Source organism: Paracoccus kondratievae, assembly GCF_009301415.1.
Classification (GTDB): Bacteria; Pseudomonadota; Alphaproteobacteria; order Rhodobacterales; family Rhodobacteraceae; genus Paracoccus; species Paracoccus kondratievae.
This window is the reverse complement of record NZ_CP045074.1, coordinates 330,884-348,644: the sequence shown is the minus strand read 5'-3', so window position 1 is coordinate 348,644 and position 17,761 is coordinate 330,884. Positions and strand designations below refer to the sequence as shown.

Genomic DNA, 17,761 nt, shown 5'->3' with positions numbered 1-17,761 from the left:
CCCATTGGTCAGGAATGGCGCGGTTATGTTAATCGGCCACTGTTTCATTAGTGGTATAATTTTCAGACCACGCCAGTCAATCGGTATTTTTCTGGACCACGACCCGGCGAACATGCTTAGACTCATGCAAAGTGAATCCGAATGCCAAGGCGAGCCATGTCCAACACTACCGTGAAATCCGAGCGCGCCGCCACCGCCGTCGCCGAACATCTTGAGGCGCTGATCCTTGAAGGTTCGCTGCAGGCCGGCGAAAGGCTGCTGCCCGAACGCGAACTGGCCGAGCGGCTGAATGTCTCACGCTCGACCCTGCGTGACGGGCTGAAGATCCTTGAGGAACGCGGGCTGCTGACCAGCGCCGCCGGGCGCGGCACCAGCGTCGCACCTTTGGGTCAGGCGGCGATCACCGATCCGCTGATCGCGCTGCTTGCCCGCCATACCGAGGCGGCGGACGATTACCTTGAGTTCCGTGGCATCGTCGAAAGCTCGGCCGCCGCGATGGCCGCGACCCGCGCGACCGAGATCGAGCTGGCACGCATCCGCGACTGCGTTAAGCGGATCGAGCGCGCCCATGCCGGCGCCGACCCCGCCGAAGAGGCCGAGGCGGATGCCGAATTGCATTTGCTGATCTATGAGGCCAGCCACAACCTGACGCTGCTGCAGATCATGCAGGCCCTGGCCGGGGTGCTGCGTTCGGACGTGATCCAGAACCGCAGCCGGCTGTTTTCAGTCCCTGCGATCCGTGAGTTGCTGCGCCACCAGCATCGCGCCATCGCCGAGGCGATCCTTGCCCGCGACGCCCAAACCGCGCGGCAGGCAGCCGAGGATCACATCCGCTATCTGCGTCAGGCCGGACGAGAAATCCGCGAGGCTGAGGCCCGGCTGGATCTGTCCCTGCGCCGTCTGAATGGCGGAGGCGCCGGAAACCGGGCGGCCGGCACGAGATCCGCACCGGCCGCCGAAAACTAGGGGGAAATGGGCCGAGGTTACCCCCGGCCCCTGCGCCTGTATCAGTCGAGGCTGACGTTCGCGTCGCGGACGACGGGTTCCCATTTCGCCATCTCGGCCTTGACATGCTCGGCCAGCTCTTCGGGGCCCGAGGCGACGATGGTGGCCGAAAAGTCCTTCATCCGCTCGGCAACCGCCGGATCGGCCATGGCGGCCTTGGCGGCCGCGCTCAGCCGCTCGATCACCTCGGGAGGGGTGCCGGCGGGGGCAAAAAGCGCGTTCCAGGTATAGGTCTCATATCCCGGCAGGGTTTCGGCGATCGCGGGAACATCGGGGAAGCTGGGCGCACGCTCTTTGGTGGTCACGCCAAGCGCCCGCAGCTTGCCCGAGGCGATATGGCTGGAGGCCGAGGGCAGGTTGTCAAAGATGATCGGCACCTGATTGCCCAGCACATCGGTCAGCGCCGGGCCCGAACCCTTGTAGGGGATATGGGTCACGTCGATTCCGGCCATGGCCTTGAACAGCTCGCCCGACAGGTGCAGCGGCGTACCATTGCCCGACGAGGCATAGGCGAGCGGCTCTTTCTTGGCGAGGTCGATCAGCTCTTGCACCGAGTTGACCGGCAGTTCGGGGTTAACCGCCAGCACGTTCGGCACCAGGACAAGCAGCGAGATCGGCGCGAAATCCGCAACCGGGTCATAGGGTTTCTGCTTAAGGATCAGCGGGTTCAGCGCATGGGTCGCAACCGTAGCCATCAGGATGGTGTAGCCATCGGGGTCAGCCTTGGCGACCTGACCTGCGCCAAGGCTGCCGCCCGCGCCGCCAACGTTCTGGACGATGACCTGCTGGCCCAGCTCCTGGCTCATGCGGTCGGCGACGATGCGGCCCACCACATCGGTCGAGCCTCCGGCGGCAAAGGGGATCACCAGGGTGATCGGCCGTTCAGGGTATTCGGCGGCGGCCGCCCCGGCCAGGCCAAGCGCCATGGCAGCGCCCAAGAGCAGGCGGCGGGTGATGGATACGGTCATTGGTTTCTCTCCCTGTTCAGCATTTCAGGCATCGCTTTCGGTAAAGACCTCGTCCCGGCGCTTGCGGATCTGGGGCATGAACACCAGAATCAATACGCCAAGCGACAGCAGCAGCAGCGTGGCGCTGATCGGACGGGTCAGGAAAGTGGTGGGATCGCCCCGCGACAGGATCATGGCGCGACGCAGGTTCTCTTCCAGCAGCGGGCCAAGCACAAAGCCCAGCAGCAGGGGCGCAGGTTCGCAGCGCAGTTTGGACATCACATAGCCAAGCAGCCCAAAGAAGGCGACGGCAAAGAGGTCATAGGTGTTCGAGGCCACCGAATAGACCCCGATCGAGCACATGGCCATGATGATCGGGAACAACACATAATAGGGCACCGTCAGCAGCCGCACCCACAGCCCGATCAGGGGCAGGTTCAGCACGACCAGCATCAGGTTGCCGATCCACATGCTGGCAATGATGCCCCAGAACAGGCGCGGCTGTTCACTGACAACGTTCGGACCAGGCACGATGCCCTGAATGATCATTGCACCGATCATCAGCGCCATCACCGGGTTTGCCGGAATCCCCAGCGTCAGCAGCGGGATAAAGCTGGTCTGCGCACCGGCGTTATTGGCGCTTTCAGGACCGGCAACACCGGCAAGCGCGCCCTGGCCGAATTCCTCGGGATGGGCCGAAAGCTTCTTTTCCACGGTATACGAGGCGAAAGAGGCAAGGATCGCCCCGCCGCCCGGCAGGATGCCCAGCACCGAGCCGACACCCGTGCCGCGCAGGACCGGGCCGATCATCTGCTTCAGCTCTTGGCGGGTCGGGAACAGACGGGTGATGTTTTTGGTCATCACTTCGCGGTCATGCTCATCCTCAAGGTTGCGCAGGATCTCGGCAATGCCAAAGACACCCACCGCGACGGCGACAAAGTTCAGCCCGTCGGCATATTGGGTGATGCCCATCGTAAAGCGCGGCGCGCCGGTATAGATGTCGGTACCGACCAGACCCAGCAGCAGCCCCAGCACCACCATGGCCAGGGCCTTGACGACCGAGCCGTGGGCCAGCGCCACCGACATCACCAGACCCATGACCATAAGGCTGAAATACTCAGCCGCCCCGAATTTCAGCGCCACCTCGGTCAGCGGCGGGGCAAAGATCGCCACCAGAAAGGTCGATACCGTGCCGGCAAAGAACGAACCGAGCGCCGCCACGGCAAGCGCGGTGCCCGCCCGACCCTTGCGCGCCATCTGATAGCCGTCAATCGCCGTCACGGCGGACGAGCTTTCGCCCGGCATGTTGATCAGGATCGCGGTGGTCGAACCGCCGTATTGCGCGCCGTAATAGATCCCCGCCAGCATGATGAGCGAGCTTACCGGCTCAAGCTGGAAGGTGATCGGCAAAAGCATGGCGATGGTCGCCGTCGCACCGATCCCGGGCAGCACCCCGATCAGCGTGCCAAGCAGCACCCCGATCAGGCAGAAAGCAAGGTTTGCAAAGGACGAGGCGACCGAAAAACCAAGTGCAAGATTGCTGATAAGATCCATGCCATCCCCCCGTCAGAACTGGACCCAGGGGCCAAAGCGGCGGAACGGCAGCCCAAGCCCGTAGCTGAAGATCAGCGTGGACAGGATCGTCACCGCCAGCGCAAGAATCAGCGCCGGCACAGGCCGCATCCGCACCGAAGCCTGTGCCGCGATGAATGAGGTCAGAAACAGCGCGGGCACGAAACCAAGACCGCGCACCGTCAGACCGAAAAAGATCGGCGCGGGCAGGATGAACAGGATGCCGCGCCAGGCGATCTTGCCAAAGGGTTCGTCATCTTCGCGGCCAAAGGCGCGCAGAAAAACGACGAGCCCCAGCAGGAACAGGACCCCCGACAGCACCATGGGGAAATAACCCGGCCCCATGCGCAGCGATGTGCCGATTTCCAGCGCCCTTGTCTGCCAGCCGAAAAAGCCGGCGGCCGCCATAAGCAGCAGCCCGGCGGCTATGTCGGTTCCGTCCTTGGGTTTTGTGGACATGAATTTCCTCTCCCTGCTTGAGGCGGCCCTGCCCCGCAAAAGGCACGACCGCAGGATAGGCCGGATCAGTCGGCGTAGACGCCAGCCGCTTCGATCACCGGCTTCCAGCGGGCGATCTCGGTTTCCAGCTTGGTTTTCAGCGCCTCGGGCGTGGCGTCCCCGGCAGGCGAGGGGGCGGTGCCAAGGTCGGCCATGGCCTTGATCACGCCCTCGTCCGCCAGCGCGGCCTGCAGCGCCTTTGACAGCCTTTCATTGACCTCGGCGGGCGTGCCCTTGGGCGTGTAGATGCCGTGCCAGATCGACACGTCAAAACCGTCAAGCCCGCTTTCCATCGCCGTCGGCAGATCGGCAAACAGCTCAAGCCGCTCGGGCGTGGTGACGGCATAGGCCTTGATCGTGCCGCCCTTGATCTGCTGGGTGGTGTTGGTCGTCTGGTCGCACATCAGATCGGTCTGACCACCCAGAAGGTCGGTCATCGCTGGGCCCGTGCCCTTGTAAGGGACCGTCACCAGCTGCACGTCCAGCGCCGACATCAGCATCATCCCGCACAGATGCGAGGCCGAGCCGATCCCGGCATTGGCCAGCGTCAGGTTGTCGGCATTATCTTTAACGTAGGAAATGAACTCTTTGAAATCCTTGGGTTCAAAGTCCTTGCGGGACACGACCACCATCGGAACCTCGGTCACAAGGCCGACATATTCAAAAGCGTCCAGCGTGTCATAGGCAAGGTTGCGGTATAGCGTGGCCGAGGTGGCCATGCCGATGTGATGCAAAAGCACCGTATAGCCATCAGCATCGGCCTTGGCGACATTGCCGGCCCCCAGGGTGCCCCCCGCGCCGCCGATGTTTTCGATAATGATCTGCTGGCCAAGATCGGCCGACATCCGTTCGGCCACCATCCGCGCCACGGTATCGGTCGGCCCCCCGGCCGAGAACGGCACCACCATGGTGATCTGACGCTGCGGCCAGTCCTGCGCGAATGCCGGGGCGACCAGCATCGTCGTGGCGCAAAGCGCGCCGATAAGCCTTGGGTAAGCCATCTTCCCTCCCCCATATATGCTGCGGCCGGTGTCCTCCTCGACACGGGCCTTGGGGAATGGTGCGGCGGCAGAGCCGCGCGGCACAAATCAAAAAGCGCCCCGCGACCCTGCAAATCGCTGCCTGACGCACAAAATGGGTGGAACAGGTAACATGCCGCGGCAATAATGGGTGGATTTCCACCCATCCCAGGCAATCAGCCGCCATCCTCTTCGACGGCATCGACAATCAGACGGCGATCAAGCCCGTATTTCTGCATCTTTTCGTAGAGCGTCTTGCGCGAAATTCCAAGCGTTTCATAGACCGGCCGCAGCCTGCCACCATGGGCGGCGATGGCCGAGGCGATCAGGCTGCGCTCGAACTCGGCCACACGGTCGGCAAGGCGCGCGCCCTGCCCCGCCGGGTCCAGATCGGCGTTTTCAAGACCCAGAACGAAACGTTCGGCAAGATTGCGCAGTTCGCGCACATTGCCCGGCCATTCCCGCGCCGCAAGGCCCGACAGAAAGGCCGCCGGTGCCTCACGCTCGGGCAGGTTATGGCGGGCGGCCGCCTCACGCAGAAGCTGCATAAAGAGCAGCGGGATATCCTCACGCCGGGCCGACAGCGGCGGGACATGCAAAACCGCGACGTTCAGTCGCCAGAACAGATCCTCGCGGAAACGACCCTGCGCGACCACATCCTGCAGATCGACCTTGCTGACCGCGATAAAGCGCACATCCAGCGGCACCGGATCGTTCGAGCCAAGCCGGGTGATTACCCGCTCTTGCAGGACCCGCAGCAGCTTGGCCTGCAACTCCAGCGGCATCGAACCGATTTCATCAAGCAGTACGGTGCCCCCGCGCGCGTGTTCAAACTTGCCGTAACGCGGTCGCAGCGCACCGGGAAACGCCCCCGCCTCATGGCCGAAAAGCTCGCTTTCAATCAGCGCCTCGGGCAAAGCCGCGCAGTTGATGGCGATAAAAGGCCGTCCCGCCCGGGGCGAGATGTCGTGCAGCGCACGCGCCACCACCTCTTTGCCCGCGCCCGTCGGCCCGATGATCAGCGTATCTGTGTCCGAGGCCCCGATTGCGCGCAGCCGATAGCGCAGATCGACCATGACCTGAGTGCGACCGGGCAAACGGGCCTCGACATCGTCACGTTTGCCGGCCACGGCGCGCAGCCGGCGGTTCTCAAGCACCAGACCGCGATGGTCAATCGCACGGCGAATAACGGTCGCCAGTTCCTGCACCACAAAGGGCTTTTCGATGAAATCATAGGCCCCGCCGCGGATTGCCTCGACCGCCAGCGGCACCTCGGCATGGCCGGTGACAAGGATGACCGGAATTTCGGCGTCAATCTCATGCAGGCGGCCAAGCAGCGTCATCCCGTCCATACCAGGCATGCGGATATCGCTGACCACTGCGCCCGAAAAGCCGGGGCCGACCAGCGCCAGCGCCTCTTCGCCCGATGCCAGCGTCTCGACCGCGAAACCGGCAAGCTCAAGCGCCTGCGCGGTCGAGCTGCGCATCTGCTCGTCATCCTCGACCAAAAGCACGCGCGGGGTCATGCGGCAGCCTCGTCAACGGCGGCGGCGGGCAGGGTCACGCAGAACTCGGCCCCCGGCTCGGCATTGCGGCAGGTGATCTCGCCGCCGAAGTCGCGCACGATATTGGCGGTGATCGACAGGCCCAGACCCAGCCCGGCCCCCATCCCCTTGGTGGTAAAGAACGGGTCGAAAATCCGTGCGGCAATTGCCTCGGGCACGCCGGGACCACGGTCGCGGACGCGGATGGCGACACGCCCGCCACCGGCCCGCGCCGACAGGGTGATACGGCGATCTGCGCCCCCTTCGACGGCATCAGCGGCATTGGTGATCAGGTTGACCAGCACCTGTTGCAGGCGCGTCGGCCCCGCGCGCAGCGGCGGCAGATCGGCCGGCAGGTCCAGTTCAAGCTCCGCCCCGCTGCTGGCCAGACGCGCGGCGACGATGGTACGGGTTTCGTCGATCAGCGAAGCCAGCGTGACCGCCCCCAGCCGCTCATCCGGTTTGCGCGCCGCGTGGCGCAGGTGCTTGCCAATGGCGGCCATGCGGTCAACCAAAGCAAGGATCTGGACGATATTGTCGCGGGCGCGGGCATAATCGCCCCGCTCGATCAGGATGGCAGCGCTGTCGGCATAGTTGCGCGCCGCCGCCAGCGGCTGGTTGATCTCATGCGAGAGCGAGGCCGACATCTGCCCCAGCGCCGCCAGCTTGCCGACCTGTACCAGACTGGCTTGCGCGGCGCGCAGCTCGGCCTCGGTGGCGCGGCGTTCGGCGATCTCTTGTTCAAGCTGGCCGTTGACGCGCGCAAGGGCGGCCGTGCGCTCGATCACCCGGCGTTCAAGCTCGGCAGTGGCGAATTGCTGCATGGCCAGCCGCTCGGCCGCCTGGGCACGGCGCTGGCGCCACATCATCAGCCCAAAGCCCGCCACCGACAAAAGCAGCAACAGGCTGATCATCGCCAGCCGCGCCTCGGCCCGCAGGTCAGCACTGTCGGTCAGCACATGCACGGTCCAGCCCGCCGCCGGCATCTGCTCCGAGGCAACGATATAGTCGTGGCTACGCTCAACCTCATCGCTCAAAGCGGGGGGCAGGCGGAACATCGGCACGCCATGCAAGTTCAGCCGCTCAACCGGCAGTTCGGAAAGCGGAGTCCCGGCATAGCGGCGCGAGGACTCGCTGCGCGCCAGCCGCTCGGCCGTCAGGGGCTGGATGCTATGGTAAAGCCAGCTTGGCTCTGAGGACAGAAAGGCCGTGCCCTCGGGGTCGGTCACCAGCACCCGGTATTGGTTGCCGCGCCACGAGGCCTCGATCCGGTCAACGCCGATCTTGACTGCGACCACGGCGACGATCCGGCCCTGCTGATCCAGCACCGGGGCCGAAAAGAAATAGCCCCGGATGCCCGAAGTCGTGCCAATGCCGTAAAAACGCCCCTGTCCGCCCGCCATAGCATCAATGAAATAGGGTCGATAGCTGAAATTCTGACCAAGAAAGCTTGCCGGGCCCAGATAGCCCGAATGGGCGATCGTCTGGCCGTCGGACAGAATCAGATAAATATCCGAGGCCTGCACATCCTCATTCTGCTCGGCCAGCCATTCATTGGTCTGGCGGCGCAGAGCGGCATTGCCGGGATCGGCGGCCAGCTGGTGGATCAGGTCCAGATCGGCGACCAGTTGCGGCACCACCTCATAGCGCGCCAGATCGGCGGTCAGCGCATTCACCGTCAGCCGCAGCGCGGTGGCGGCGCGCGCCTGCCCCTGGCGAAAGTAATGCTGATAGGCAAGCTGGGTGCCCAGCCAAAGGATCGCCGCAACGACGGCAAGGCCAAAGACCAGCCACCAGCGCCCCGACGCCGCCTTGCGCGACGCCGGGTCCTCGATCCGCATCTGGACCCCGTGACTGCGGGACATGGCCTGGGCCTCTGCTGCTCCTCCGATGGCCGAATCTGACAGCAAGACCGGCCGCACGCAACCGGCCTTGCATCGGGGATCAGGACAGTGCCCGCCGCGCCGCCATCCGGCCAGAGCGCACCGCATAAGCCAACGCCGCCACAAGGCCGATAAGATAGAACGGCAGAGCACCCAGTTGAACCGGTCAAGCCAGTTCCGGATCTAGCCAAAGATCAGCGCCACTGCGATCACCGGGCCCTCGAATACCGCGCAATATATGTCAGTCGCGAAAAAGATCAGCGTCGCCACCGCCGCCCCGCTGCGACCCGGCAGAATGCGCGAGAACAACGAGACGCTAAGCCCGGTCCGGATCGCATGGCGGACCAGCACCGCATTCACCGCCGCGTAGGTCAGCACCGACAGCACAAGGCCGATGATGGCATTTCTTGCGCCATAGACCAGCGCCAGTGAGGCAGCGATAACCAGATAGAACACGGCCGAGCAACCATGGTCAGCGGCAGCCGGCCCATGCGCTGATCGGCTGGCACAGGCCGATCCGAAAACTCCAGCTCCTGTGAATTATCCAAAGATCCAGCCATGGCTGAAGCTCCCTGTCTGTTCTGATTGTGTGATTATTGTGATTGCTTGATGGGCGGGGCCTGGGACGGCCCCTTCCCTTGCCACGATCCAAGAACCGGAGGGATACGCAACCGATCCCGGTCGCGTTGGGGTTGCAGCCTGCGGGAACGGGCCGCCCACATCGGTCAGGTGCCCTTTGCAGGCCGGCCAGAACACCAGCTCACCCGGGTAATACATGCAGGTGCCGATGATATGGCTGCCCTCATATGCGGGGTCGTTATGCTGGATCAGATCGCCTTCGTGGATATCGCCTAAAAAAGCGCGCCGCCGATTTCATCGCCGGGATCAGACTGCCGAGATGGATCGGGATGTCCTGACATTGCCGGATCATTTCGGGCGTGTGGTTGAAAAGCGCGGTCAAATAGCCAAGCGCAAGGTTAAAGGCCGAGCTGCGCGCGGTCTGTTCCAGCGTCAGCGTCATCTCGCGCTGCCCGGTTGCCAGAACGCCGCGCACCACCGACAGGATGATGGGGTCTGGTCATGGCTGCTCCCTGTCTGGGCCGCACAGGCACGCGCAGCAGGACAGCCGAAAGGGCTGTCCACGATGATCTCCGCGGGGTGCCGTCTGACGCGGCATCTTTCCGATCAGCCGATGTTGCGCCGCAGGCGGGCGGCGGTCTTGGCGCGGGGTGCAGATAAACTTGTCTTGCGTGCACCACCGCCCATCCGCGCGGCAGGATCGGGCGCAGATGGGCAATCCCCCACCCCGGTATGCGAGTTTTCTTTTGCCCGACGGGTCCTGCGCGCCACGAATCGTCCAGTCGATGCGGGGAGGCGTATCATGGCCGTTGAAAACTACAGCAACGCCGACCGAACGCGCGGCGCAGCGGTCTGCCATCATCGCGGATATTTATTTTCCGCTACAGCTCAGCTATCGGGACCCGGCTACCTTTCAGGGTCGGCTAGAGCGGCGCAGCACCGGTCGTGTCTCGCTGTCGCGGCTGTGCACCGAACCCACCTGTTACGAACGGGTGCCGGTGTTGATCCGTCAGGGCTAGGCCGGGGAATATCTGGTCACCATTCCCAGCCTTGCGCCGGTCCTGTTTCGCCAGCCTGGCCGCGACATCACCTGCACGCCGGGCGGCTTTATCATCGGACACGGGGATGAACCCTATCGCTTTGCCTGTCAGGCCCGCAACGATCTGCTGGTGATGAAGATTGCGCGCAGCGCGCTGGCTGAACGGCTGTGCGCCACGTTTTTTGACGGGCGCAAGGGACTGGGCGGGCTGTTTGCCAAGACGGTGCGCCGCGCCCATGCCATACCGACGGACCCCGCCGCAGCCGAGGTTCTTGGCCGGCATCTGATCGAGCTGCTGGCGCTTGACCGACATGCCGAGGTCGATAGCGGGGCGGCCACCGTCATCCGCGCCGCCCATCTTAAGCGTGCGCAGGATGTTATCCTGAGCCAGCTCACCAACCCTTCGCTGGCGCCCGAGACGGTGGCAGCCGCCTGCGGCATCTGGAAACACGATCTGCACGACCTGTTTGGCGATACCGAAACCACGGTGGTGCAATTCATCCGCAAGGCCCCGCGAGATGCCGGAGGTCTGTCGCTGGCCTTGATCTCGCCTATCGCTTTGGCTTCAGCGATCAGGCGCAGTTTTCGCGCCTGTTCCGGGCCATGTCCGGCCAGACCCCAATCAGCTGCCGCACCGCCTTTCGTGAAGGGCGGCGCGGCAGCGACTAGCTTTCAAAGCGCCATTCGCCCTCGCCCAAGGCCGGGGCGGCACGGTCGGTAACAAGCGGGCTGCGCGAAAAGCGCAAGGGGCTGCGCAGACCGGCGATGCCTTCGGGGGCGACGCGCAGACCACGCGCCTGAACCTGCGGATCAGCCAGCGCCTCGGCCAGATCATTGACCGGACCGGCGGGGACACCTGCCCCCTCCAGCGCGGCGATCAGATCTGCCCGGGTCCGAAGACGGGTGGCATCCGACAGCAACGGAACCAGCCGGACACGGTTTGCAACCCGTGCGGGGTTGGTCGCATAATCGGGATCGTCCGCCAGACCGGTCAGCCCAAGCACGCGGCACAGGGCAGAGAACTGGCGGTCATTGCCGCAGGCAATAATCAGGTGCCCGTCCGAGGCCGGGAACAGCTGATAGGGAACGATATTCGGGTGGGCATTGCCCAGCCGATGCGGCACTACCCCACCCAACAGGTAATTCGTCGCCTGATTGGCCAGCACCGCCACCCCGCAATCCAGCAGTGACAGGTCCAGATGCTGACCAAGGCCCGAACGCTGGCGTTCGGCCAGCGCCGCCTGTACCGCGATCACGCCGTAAAGGCCGGTAAAGATGTCGATCCAGGCGACACCGACCTTTTGCGGCTCGCCCTGCGGCTCTCCGGTCAGGTCCATGATGCCGCACATGCCCTGGATCAGGAAATCATAGCCCGGCTGGGCGGCGCGTGGGCCATCCTGACCAAAGCCGGTAATCGAGGCATAGATCAGCCGGGGATTGCGCCCCGACAGCGTTTCGTAATCAAGGCCGAACTTGCGCAGGCCGCCCAGCTTGAAGTTCTCGACCACCACATCCGCCTGATCAATCAGCGCTCGCAGACGCTCAAGATCAGCGGGATCGTTGAAATCGCAGGTGACCGAGCGCTTGCCGCGATTGGCGGCGTGGAAATAGGCCGCGACCCGTTCGGTCGTACCATCGGCGCGCGCCCGCTCAATGAAAGGTGGGCCCCAGCGGCGGGTGTCGTCGCCCTCGGGCGCCTCGACCTTGATCACCTCGGCACCCAGATCGGCCAGGGTCTGGCCGATCCACGGTCCGGCAAGGATGCGCGCCAGTTCGACGACGCGCAGCCCCCTGAGTGCCGGCTCTGCCATCAGGAAAAGGCCTGAATGCCGGTCTGGGCACGGCCAAGAATCAGCGCATGCACGTCATGGGTGCCCTCATAGGTGTTCACCGTCTCAAGGTTTTGCGCATGGCGCATGACGTGATAGCCGATCTGGATACCGTTGCCGCCGTGCATGTCACGGGCCATGCGGGCGATATCCAGCGCCTTGCCGCAGTTGTTGCGCTTGATGATCGAGATCATCTCGGGCGCGAACCTGCCCTCATCAAGCAGCCGCCCGACGCGCAGGCTGGCCTGCAGGCCCAGCGTGATCTCGGTCTGCATATCGGCCAGCTTTTTCTGGTAAAGCTGCGTCGCGGCCAGCGGGCGGTTGAACTGGTGGCGGTCAAGCCCGTATTGGCGGGCACGGTGCCAGCAATCCTCGGCCGCACCCATCGCGCCCCAGCTGATGCCATAGCGCGCCCGGTTAAGACAGCCAAAGGGGCCGCTCATCCCCTCGACATTGGGCAACAGCGCGTCTTCGCCAACCTCGACATCCTCCATCACGATTTCACCAGTGATCGAGGCGCGCAGGGACAGCTTGCCCTCAATCTTGGGGGCGGACAGGCCCTTCATGCCCTTTTCCAGCACAAAGCCACGCACCTTGCCGCCATGGGCTTCGGACTTGGCCCAGACCACAAAGACATCGGCGATGGGCGCGTTCGAGATCCACATCTTGGACCCGTTCAGCACATAGCCACCGTCAACCTTGCGGGCGCGGGTTTTCATGCCAGCGGGGTCCGAACCCGCATCAGGTTCGGTCAGGCCGAAACAACCGATGAATTCGCCTGTGGCAAGCTTGGGCAGGTACTTCTGCTTTTGCTCTTCGCTGCCATAGGCCTCGATCGGGAACATGACGAGAGAGCTTTGTACCGAGGCCATCGAGCGATAGCCCGAATCGATACGCTCGATCTCGCGCGCGACAAGGCCGTAAGAGACGTAAGAAGCGCCGACACCGCCGTAAGCTTCGTCAACCGTGACGCCCAAAAGGCCCGACGCCCCCATCTCACGAAAGATCTCGGGGTCGGTTTCCTCATTGAGATAAGCCGCCTCGACCCGCGGAGCCAGCCGGTCGGCGGCAAAAGCCGCAGCGGTGTCGCGGATCATCCGCTCTTCTTCGGTCAGCTGATCGTCAAGCAGGAACGGATCGGACCAGGAAAAGGCGCCGCCCTTATGCGATTTCGTCGTCACGTCATGCCTCATGCAATAATGCTGTCACTTTATTCATTACCGCTTTCAAACCCGGCCGGAAAATGGATAATCCTCATTAGTTCATGCATAGGATGAATGTTCTTGCGGCAAAGACGCTTTCTTCCCAACCTCAGCCTGCTGCTGGCCTTTGACGCGGTGATGCGCACCGGCTCGGTCACCGGGGCGGCGCAGGATCTGGGGCTGACGCAAAGCACCGTCAGCCGCCTTTTGCAGAGCCTTGAGGCGCAGCTGGGCCAGCCCCTGTTTATCCGCCACAAAAAGCGCCTGACCCCGACCGAAGCGGCCGAGCGTTATTTCCGCGACATTGCAGCGGCGCTGGATCTGGTCCAGCGCGCCAGCATGTCGCTGATTGCCAATCCCGATGGCGGCAGCCTGGATCTGGCGGTGCTGCCGACCTTTGCCACGCGCTGGCTTGCGCCACGCCTGCCCGATTTCCTGTCGGCACATCCCGGCGTCTCGATCAACCTGACGACCCGCTTTCGCCGCTTCAGCTTTGATGAAGAGCCGTTTGACGCGATGATCTATTATGGCCAGGACGACTGGCCCGGGGCCGAGCATCTGAAGCTTTTCGATGAAAGACTGACCGCCTGCGCCGCGCCCGGGTTTTTGGCCCGCCGGCCTGTCGCCTGCGCCGCCGATCTGGCCGGGATGGTGCTGTTGCAGCTGCCGACGCGACCCGATGCGTGGCAGGCATGGTTTCGCGGACAGGGCGCGCCACCGCCCCAGCCGCTGAACGGGATGATGATGGACCAGTTCTCGATGATGATTCAGGCGGCGATCTCGGGTCTGGGGGTGGCGCTGTTGCCCGATTATCTGGCCCGCGTCGAAATCGCCGAGGGCAGGCTTGCGCCGTTGCTGCGGCAGGGGGTGCCGGGCAGCGGCGCTTATTGGCTGGCATGGCCCACCCGCAAATCGGGGCTGAAACCGCTGGCCGCCTTTCGGGACTGGATCGCCGTCCGCATGGCGCGGGACGGCGAAGGTCTTGATGATCAGGCCGGGACCAATGCCGCCTCGATCGAGGCTTCAAGGATGTCCAGCGCCTCGGACAACTGATCCTCGGGGATGGTCAGCGGCGGCAGCAGGCGGATGACATTGTAACGCGTGCCGCAAGACAGCAGGATCAGCCCCCTCGCCTCGGCCTCGGCAACAATGACGGCGGTCAGCTGCGGATCGGGCTGGCTGGGGTCATCTGTCCGCACCAGCCCAAACGCATTCATCGCGCCAAGCCCGCGCACGTCACCGATAGCAGGGAAGCGCCCGGCGAGCTTTTGTAACCGCCCACGGATCGCCAGACCGATCTCTTCGGCGCGGGCGCAGAGATCCTCGGCCGCGATCACCTCCGGCACTACCAGCGCCGCCGCAACTGCCAGAGGGTTGCCGGCATAGGTGCCACCCAATCCGCCGGGGGCCGGCGCATCGACGATCCCGGCCGGCCCGTCACCGCCGGCAAGGGAACGCCCCCTGCCAGACCCTTGGCCATGGTCACAAGATCCGGCGCGATACCGGAATGCTGAAAACCGAACATGCGCCCGGTCCGCGCCATACCCGCCTGAATTTCATCCCCGATCAGCACGATGTCATGGGTGTCGCAGATGCGGCGCAGCGCTGCCAGAAACTCGGGCGGAGCTATGTTAAACCCGCCCTCGCCCTGTACCGGCTCAACGATGATCGCGGCAACACGGCGGGGATCGGCGGATGAGGCGAAAAGCGCCTCAAGATGCGCGACTGCCTGCGCAACCGAAACCCTGGTCATGGGTTGGGGAAAAGGCCGTGATGGACCACGGGCGGCATGGCGCCGAAACCTGCTATAGGGCGCAACCTTGCCGGTCAGCGCCATGCCCAGCGACATGCGCCCATGGAAAGCACCGTTAAAGGCGATCACCCCCGAACGCCCGGTAAAGGCACGCGCCATCTTAACCGCATTCTCGACCGCCTCGGCCCCGGTGGTGGCAGGCATGGTTTTTCTGGCGAAATCACCGGGGGTCAGGGCATTCAGCCGCTCGGCCAGATCGACATAGGTTTCATAGGGCGCGACATGAAAGCAGGTATGGGTAAAGACCTGCATCTGGCGCTGAACCGCCTCGATCACCTTAGGGTGGCGGTGGCCGGTGCTGGTCGCGGCAATCCCGGCGGCGAAACCCAGCATCCGCCGCCCCTCGGCGGTCCATAGCCCGGCATTCCCGGCCCGGACGGCATAGATATCCCGCGTACCGACCCCGCGCGCGCGACCGCCGCCTGACGGGGGTGCTCAACTGCGTTGATTCCATGTCCAGATCTCCGAACTGATGGAATCGGCTTATTTCATGCTCGATATATTGAGCATAGATTTTCAGGAAATCTCGTATCGGTATGGAGTTGGAACGCATCACCCCGCCCTGATAAGCTGCGCAAAAAAGGATAGGGGCAAGGATGAGCGATTTCGACGCCGGCGCACGGCTCAGGGAATTGCGCACCGCTGCGGGCATGTCCCAGCGGCAGCTGGCCGAAGCCTCGGGCGTGCCGCATGGCCAGATCTCGATGATCGAGACTGGACGATCCAGCCCCTCGGTCGCCTCGCTGCGCAAGATCCTTAGCGGGCTAAGCGTCACCATGTCCGAATTCTTTGAACCCGACCTGCCGCAAAGCCCGCAGCCCTTCTTTACCCCGGCTGAATTGCGCGACCTGACCTCGCGGCTGTACAATCTGCAAATCCTGCATGAACGCTATGAACCCGGCGCCGATACCGGCGAGACCATGCTGGCCCATCACGGCAGCGAGGGCGGCATCGTCATCGCCGGAGAAGTCGAATTGACCGTTGGCGATCAAAGCCGGGTGCTGAAAGCGGGCGACAGCTATCTGTTCGCGTCGAACCAGCCGCACCGCTTTCGCAATATCCCGGACCGAGAGTCGGTCGTCGTCTCGGCCTGTACGCCGCCCTATCTTTAACCCTTGCGGGTGACAAAGCGGGTTTGCAGATAGGCGTTGATCGCCTCGGACCCGCCCTCGGTCCCCATGCCGGAATCGCCGATGCCGCCAAAAGGCACCTCGGGCAGCGACAGCCCGATATGGTTGATGGTCAGCATCCCCGCCTGAACCTCATCCTGCAAACGCTGCACCCGCGCCGAGCTGCGTGTCCAGGCGTAGGCGGCCAGCCCGTAAGGCAGCCGGTTCGCCTCGGCAAATGCTTCGTCATCGGCGCGGAAACGGTTGATGACAGCAATGGGACCAAAGGGCTCTTCGTTCATCACGGCAGCATCGGCGGGCACATCGGTCAGCACGGTCGGGGCAAAGAACCAGCCCTCATTGCCGATCCGCTCACCCCCGGTCGCCAGCCGCGCGCCGCGATCCAGCGCATCGCGGATCAGCCGCTCGATAGCCGGGATCCGGCGTTCGTTCGCCAGCGGACCCATGGCGCTGTCAGGGTCGGTTCCGGGCCCCACCCTGGCCGAGGCAAGCGTGGCGGTAAAACCTTCGGTAAAACGATCCGCCACCGCTTCCTGCACCAGAAAACGGGTGGGCGAGATGCAGACCTGCCCGGCATTGCGCAGCTTGGACGCCGCCATGGCCGAGATCGCCGCCTCGACATCGGCATCGTCAAAGACCAGCACGGGCGCATGACCGCCCAGCTCCATCGTCGCTGGCTTCATATGCAGCCCGGCCAGCGCGGCAAGCTGCTTGCCCACCGCCGTCGAACCGGTGAACGAAACCTTGCGGATCACCGGATGCGGGATCAGATAGGACGAAATTTCGGCCGGGTCGCCATAGACAAGGTTCACCACCCCCGCCGGTACACCCGCATCGACAAAGCAACGGATCAGCTCAGCCGGAGAGGCGGGCGTTTCCTCGGCCGCCTTGACGATAATCGTACAGCCTGCTGCCAGCGCCGCCGAAACCTTGCGAACTGCCTGATTGATCGGAAAATTCCACGGGGTAAAGGCCGCGACGGGGCCCAAGGGCTCTTTCACCGTCAGTTGGGTCACGCCGGGGATACGTGGCGCAATGACCTGCCCATAGCAGCGCCGCGCCTCTTCGGCGAACCATTCGATGATCTCGGCCCCGGCCATCGTCTCGATCCGGGCCTGAGCCAATGGCTTGCCCTGTTCGGCCACCATGATCGCGGCAATCGCCTCGGCCCGCTCACGCAGCAGCGCCGCCGCCTTGCGCATCAGATCCGAACGATACAGCGGAGAGCTGAGCCGCCATTCCGCAAAGGCGCGGTTCGCGGCGGCCAGCGCCTCGTCCAGATCGGCGATACCGGCACAGGCGACGCGGCCGATCTCGGCCCCCGTGGCCGGGTTCAACACCGGCAGGCCACGCCCATCGCGCGCCGGCCGCCAGGTTCCATCAATCAAAAGCTGCGTGTCCGGGTAATTCATCCTGCCCCCGCCGATCCATGCCGCCGCCTATCCGCGACGGCTGACAGATCTGGCGCAGGGCCGGACGATTCTCAACCTGAATTGCTCAAAATCCTGAACACGTAGATTGCAGGAAATGACGCAGATATCTGGCAGACTGTTCCCATCAGATTTCGCGTGACAAGCGGTTACGGCGCGGCTATGCAGAAGGCATGTCGCAGATGAAGCCCTACACCACCTCGTTTTATTGGTTCCGCTGTCCCCAGCGGACGTGGGTGGCCGTGTAGCGCTCAGGCGCGATCACAAACCC

Annotated in this window: 14 protein-coding genes and 3 pseudogenes; 5 read left to right on the top strand and 12 right to left on the bottom strand. The window is 64.0% G+C overall.

Features of this window, described 5'->3' with window-relative positions; translation table 11 throughout:
* Positions 1–156 precede the first annotated feature (156 nt).
* The gene (locus tag F8A10_RS20465; protein WP_010397054.1) at positions 157–966 is read left to right on the top strand and encodes a FadR/GntR family transcriptional regulator; all 810 of its coding nucleotides are present in this window, start codon (positions 157–159) and stop codon (positions 964–966) included.
* Positions 967–1,007: 41 nt separating this feature from the next.
* On the opposite strand, the gene F8A10_RS20460 is transcribed toward F8A10_RS20465, so the two are convergent.
* The 8 genes and pseudogenes from F8A10_RS20460 to F8A10_RS21635 all read right to left on the bottom strand — a co-directional run.
* Positions 1,008–1,973 carry a Bug family tripartite tricarboxylate transporter substrate binding protein gene (locus F8A10_RS20460; protein WP_085501581.1) on the bottom strand — a complete coding sequence of 322 codons (966 nt, stop codon included), beginning with the start codon at positions 1,971–1,973 and terminating at the stop codon, positions 1,008–1,010.
* Positions 1,974–1,997: 24 nt separating this feature from the next.
* The gene (locus F8A10_RS20455) at positions 1,998–3,506 is read right to left on the bottom strand and encodes a tripartite tricarboxylate transporter permease (protein ID WP_152368344.1); all 1,509 of its coding nucleotides are present in this window, start codon (positions 3,504–3,506) and stop codon (positions 1,998–2,000) included.
* A gap of 12 nt (positions 3,507–3,518) precedes the next feature.
* Positions 3,519–3,983 carry a tripartite tricarboxylate transporter TctB family protein gene (locus F8A10_RS20450; protein ID WP_010397047.1) on the bottom strand — a complete coding sequence of 155 codons (465 nt, stop codon included), beginning with the start codon at positions 3,981–3,983 and terminating at the stop codon, positions 3,519–3,521.
* 65 nt (positions 3,984–4,048) lie between these two features.
* A complete protein-coding gene (locus F8A10_RS20445; RefSeq protein WP_010397045.1) occupies positions 4,049–5,023 on the bottom strand; it encodes a tripartite tricarboxylate transporter substrate-binding protein in 975 nt (324 codons plus the stop codon).
* A 194-nt stretch (positions 5,024–5,217) separates the two neighbouring features.
* Complete coding sequence (locus F8A10_RS20440) at positions 5,218–6,567, bottom strand: sigma-54-dependent transcriptional regulator (protein WP_085501583.1); 1,350 nt, start codon at positions 6,565–6,567, stop codon at positions 5,218–5,220.
* Entirely contained in the window at positions 6,564–8,450 is a 1,887-nt protein-coding gene (locus tag F8A10_RS20435; RefSeq protein WP_152368343.1) for a sensor histidine kinase, read from the bottom strand. Before F8A10_RS20435 ends, F8A10_RS20440 begins: the two co-directional genes overlap by 4 nt.
* 97 nt (positions 8,451–8,547) lie before the next feature.
* A pseudogene (locus tag F8A10_RS20430) lies at positions 8,548–8,959 on the bottom strand (allantoin permease); the annotation flags it as partial.
* A 164-nt stretch (positions 8,960–9,123) separates the two neighbouring features.
* Positions 9,124–9,489, bottom strand: a pseudogene (locus F8A10_RS21635) (hydantoinase B/oxoprolinase family protein); the annotation flags it as partial.
* Positions 9,490–9,856: 367 nt separating this feature from the next.
* On the opposite strand from F8A10_RS21635, the gene F8A10_RS21630 reads away from it, so the two are divergent.
* Positions 9,857–10,066 (top strand): cupin domain-containing protein, encoded by a 210-nt coding sequence (locus tag F8A10_RS21630; RefSeq protein WP_227493542.1) that lies wholly within the window; start codon positions 9,857–9,859, stop codon positions 10,064–10,066.
* Between the two features lie 12 nt (positions 10,067–10,078).
* Positions 10,079–10,807, top strand: coding sequence for an AraC-like ligand-binding domain-containing protein (locus F8A10_RS20420; protein WP_227493552.1), 729 nt, complete (start codon positions 10,079–10,081; stop codon positions 10,805–10,807).
* On the opposite strand, the gene F8A10_RS20415 is transcribed toward F8A10_RS20420, so the two are convergent.
* Both F8A10_RS20415 and F8A10_RS20410 read right to left on the bottom strand, forming a co-directional pair.
* Positions 10,752–11,897, bottom strand: coding sequence for a CaiB/BaiF CoA transferase family protein (locus F8A10_RS20415; protein ID WP_152368342.1), 1,146 nt, complete (start codon positions 11,895–11,897; stop codon positions 10,752–10,754). The genes F8A10_RS20420 and F8A10_RS20415 overlap by 56 nt on opposite strands.
* Positions 11,897–13,108: an acyl-CoA dehydrogenase gene (locus F8A10_RS20410; protein WP_152368341.1), complete on the bottom strand. Its 1,212-nt coding sequence runs from the start codon at positions 13,106–13,108 to the stop codon at positions 11,897–11,899. The genes F8A10_RS20415 and F8A10_RS20410 overlap by 1 nt, the downstream gene beginning before the upstream one ends.
* Positions 13,109–13,198: 90 nt before the next feature.
* Here F8A10_RS20410 and F8A10_RS20405 point away from each other — a divergent pair, with 90 nt between their 5' ends.
* A complete protein-coding gene (locus F8A10_RS20405) occupies positions 13,199–14,170 on the top strand; it encodes a LysR family transcriptional regulator (RefSeq protein ID WP_227493541.1) in 972 nt (323 codons plus the stop codon).
* On the opposite strand, the pseudogene F8A10_RS20400 reads toward F8A10_RS20405, so the two are convergent.
* A pseudogene (locus F8A10_RS20400) lies at positions 14,107–15,263 on the bottom strand (aspartate aminotransferase family protein). The gene F8A10_RS20405 and the pseudogene F8A10_RS20400 overlap by 64 nt on opposite strands.
* 263 nt (positions 15,264–15,526) lie before the next feature.
* On the opposite strand from F8A10_RS20400, the gene F8A10_RS20395 reads away from it, so the two are divergent.
* Positions 15,527–16,042: a cupin domain-containing protein gene (locus tag F8A10_RS20395; RefSeq protein ID WP_152368339.1), complete on the top strand. Its 516-nt coding sequence runs from the start codon at positions 15,527–15,529 to the stop codon at positions 16,040–16,042.
* Here the strand turns inward: F8A10_RS20395 and F8A10_RS20390 are convergent.
* Positions 16,039–17,472 (bottom strand): NAD-dependent succinate-semialdehyde dehydrogenase, encoded by a 1,434-nt coding sequence (locus tag F8A10_RS20390; RefSeq protein WP_085501586.1) that lies wholly within the window; start codon positions 17,470–17,472, stop codon positions 16,039–16,041. The genes F8A10_RS20395 and F8A10_RS20390 overlap by 4 nt on opposite strands.
* Positions 17,473–17,761: the final 289 nt, after the last annotated feature.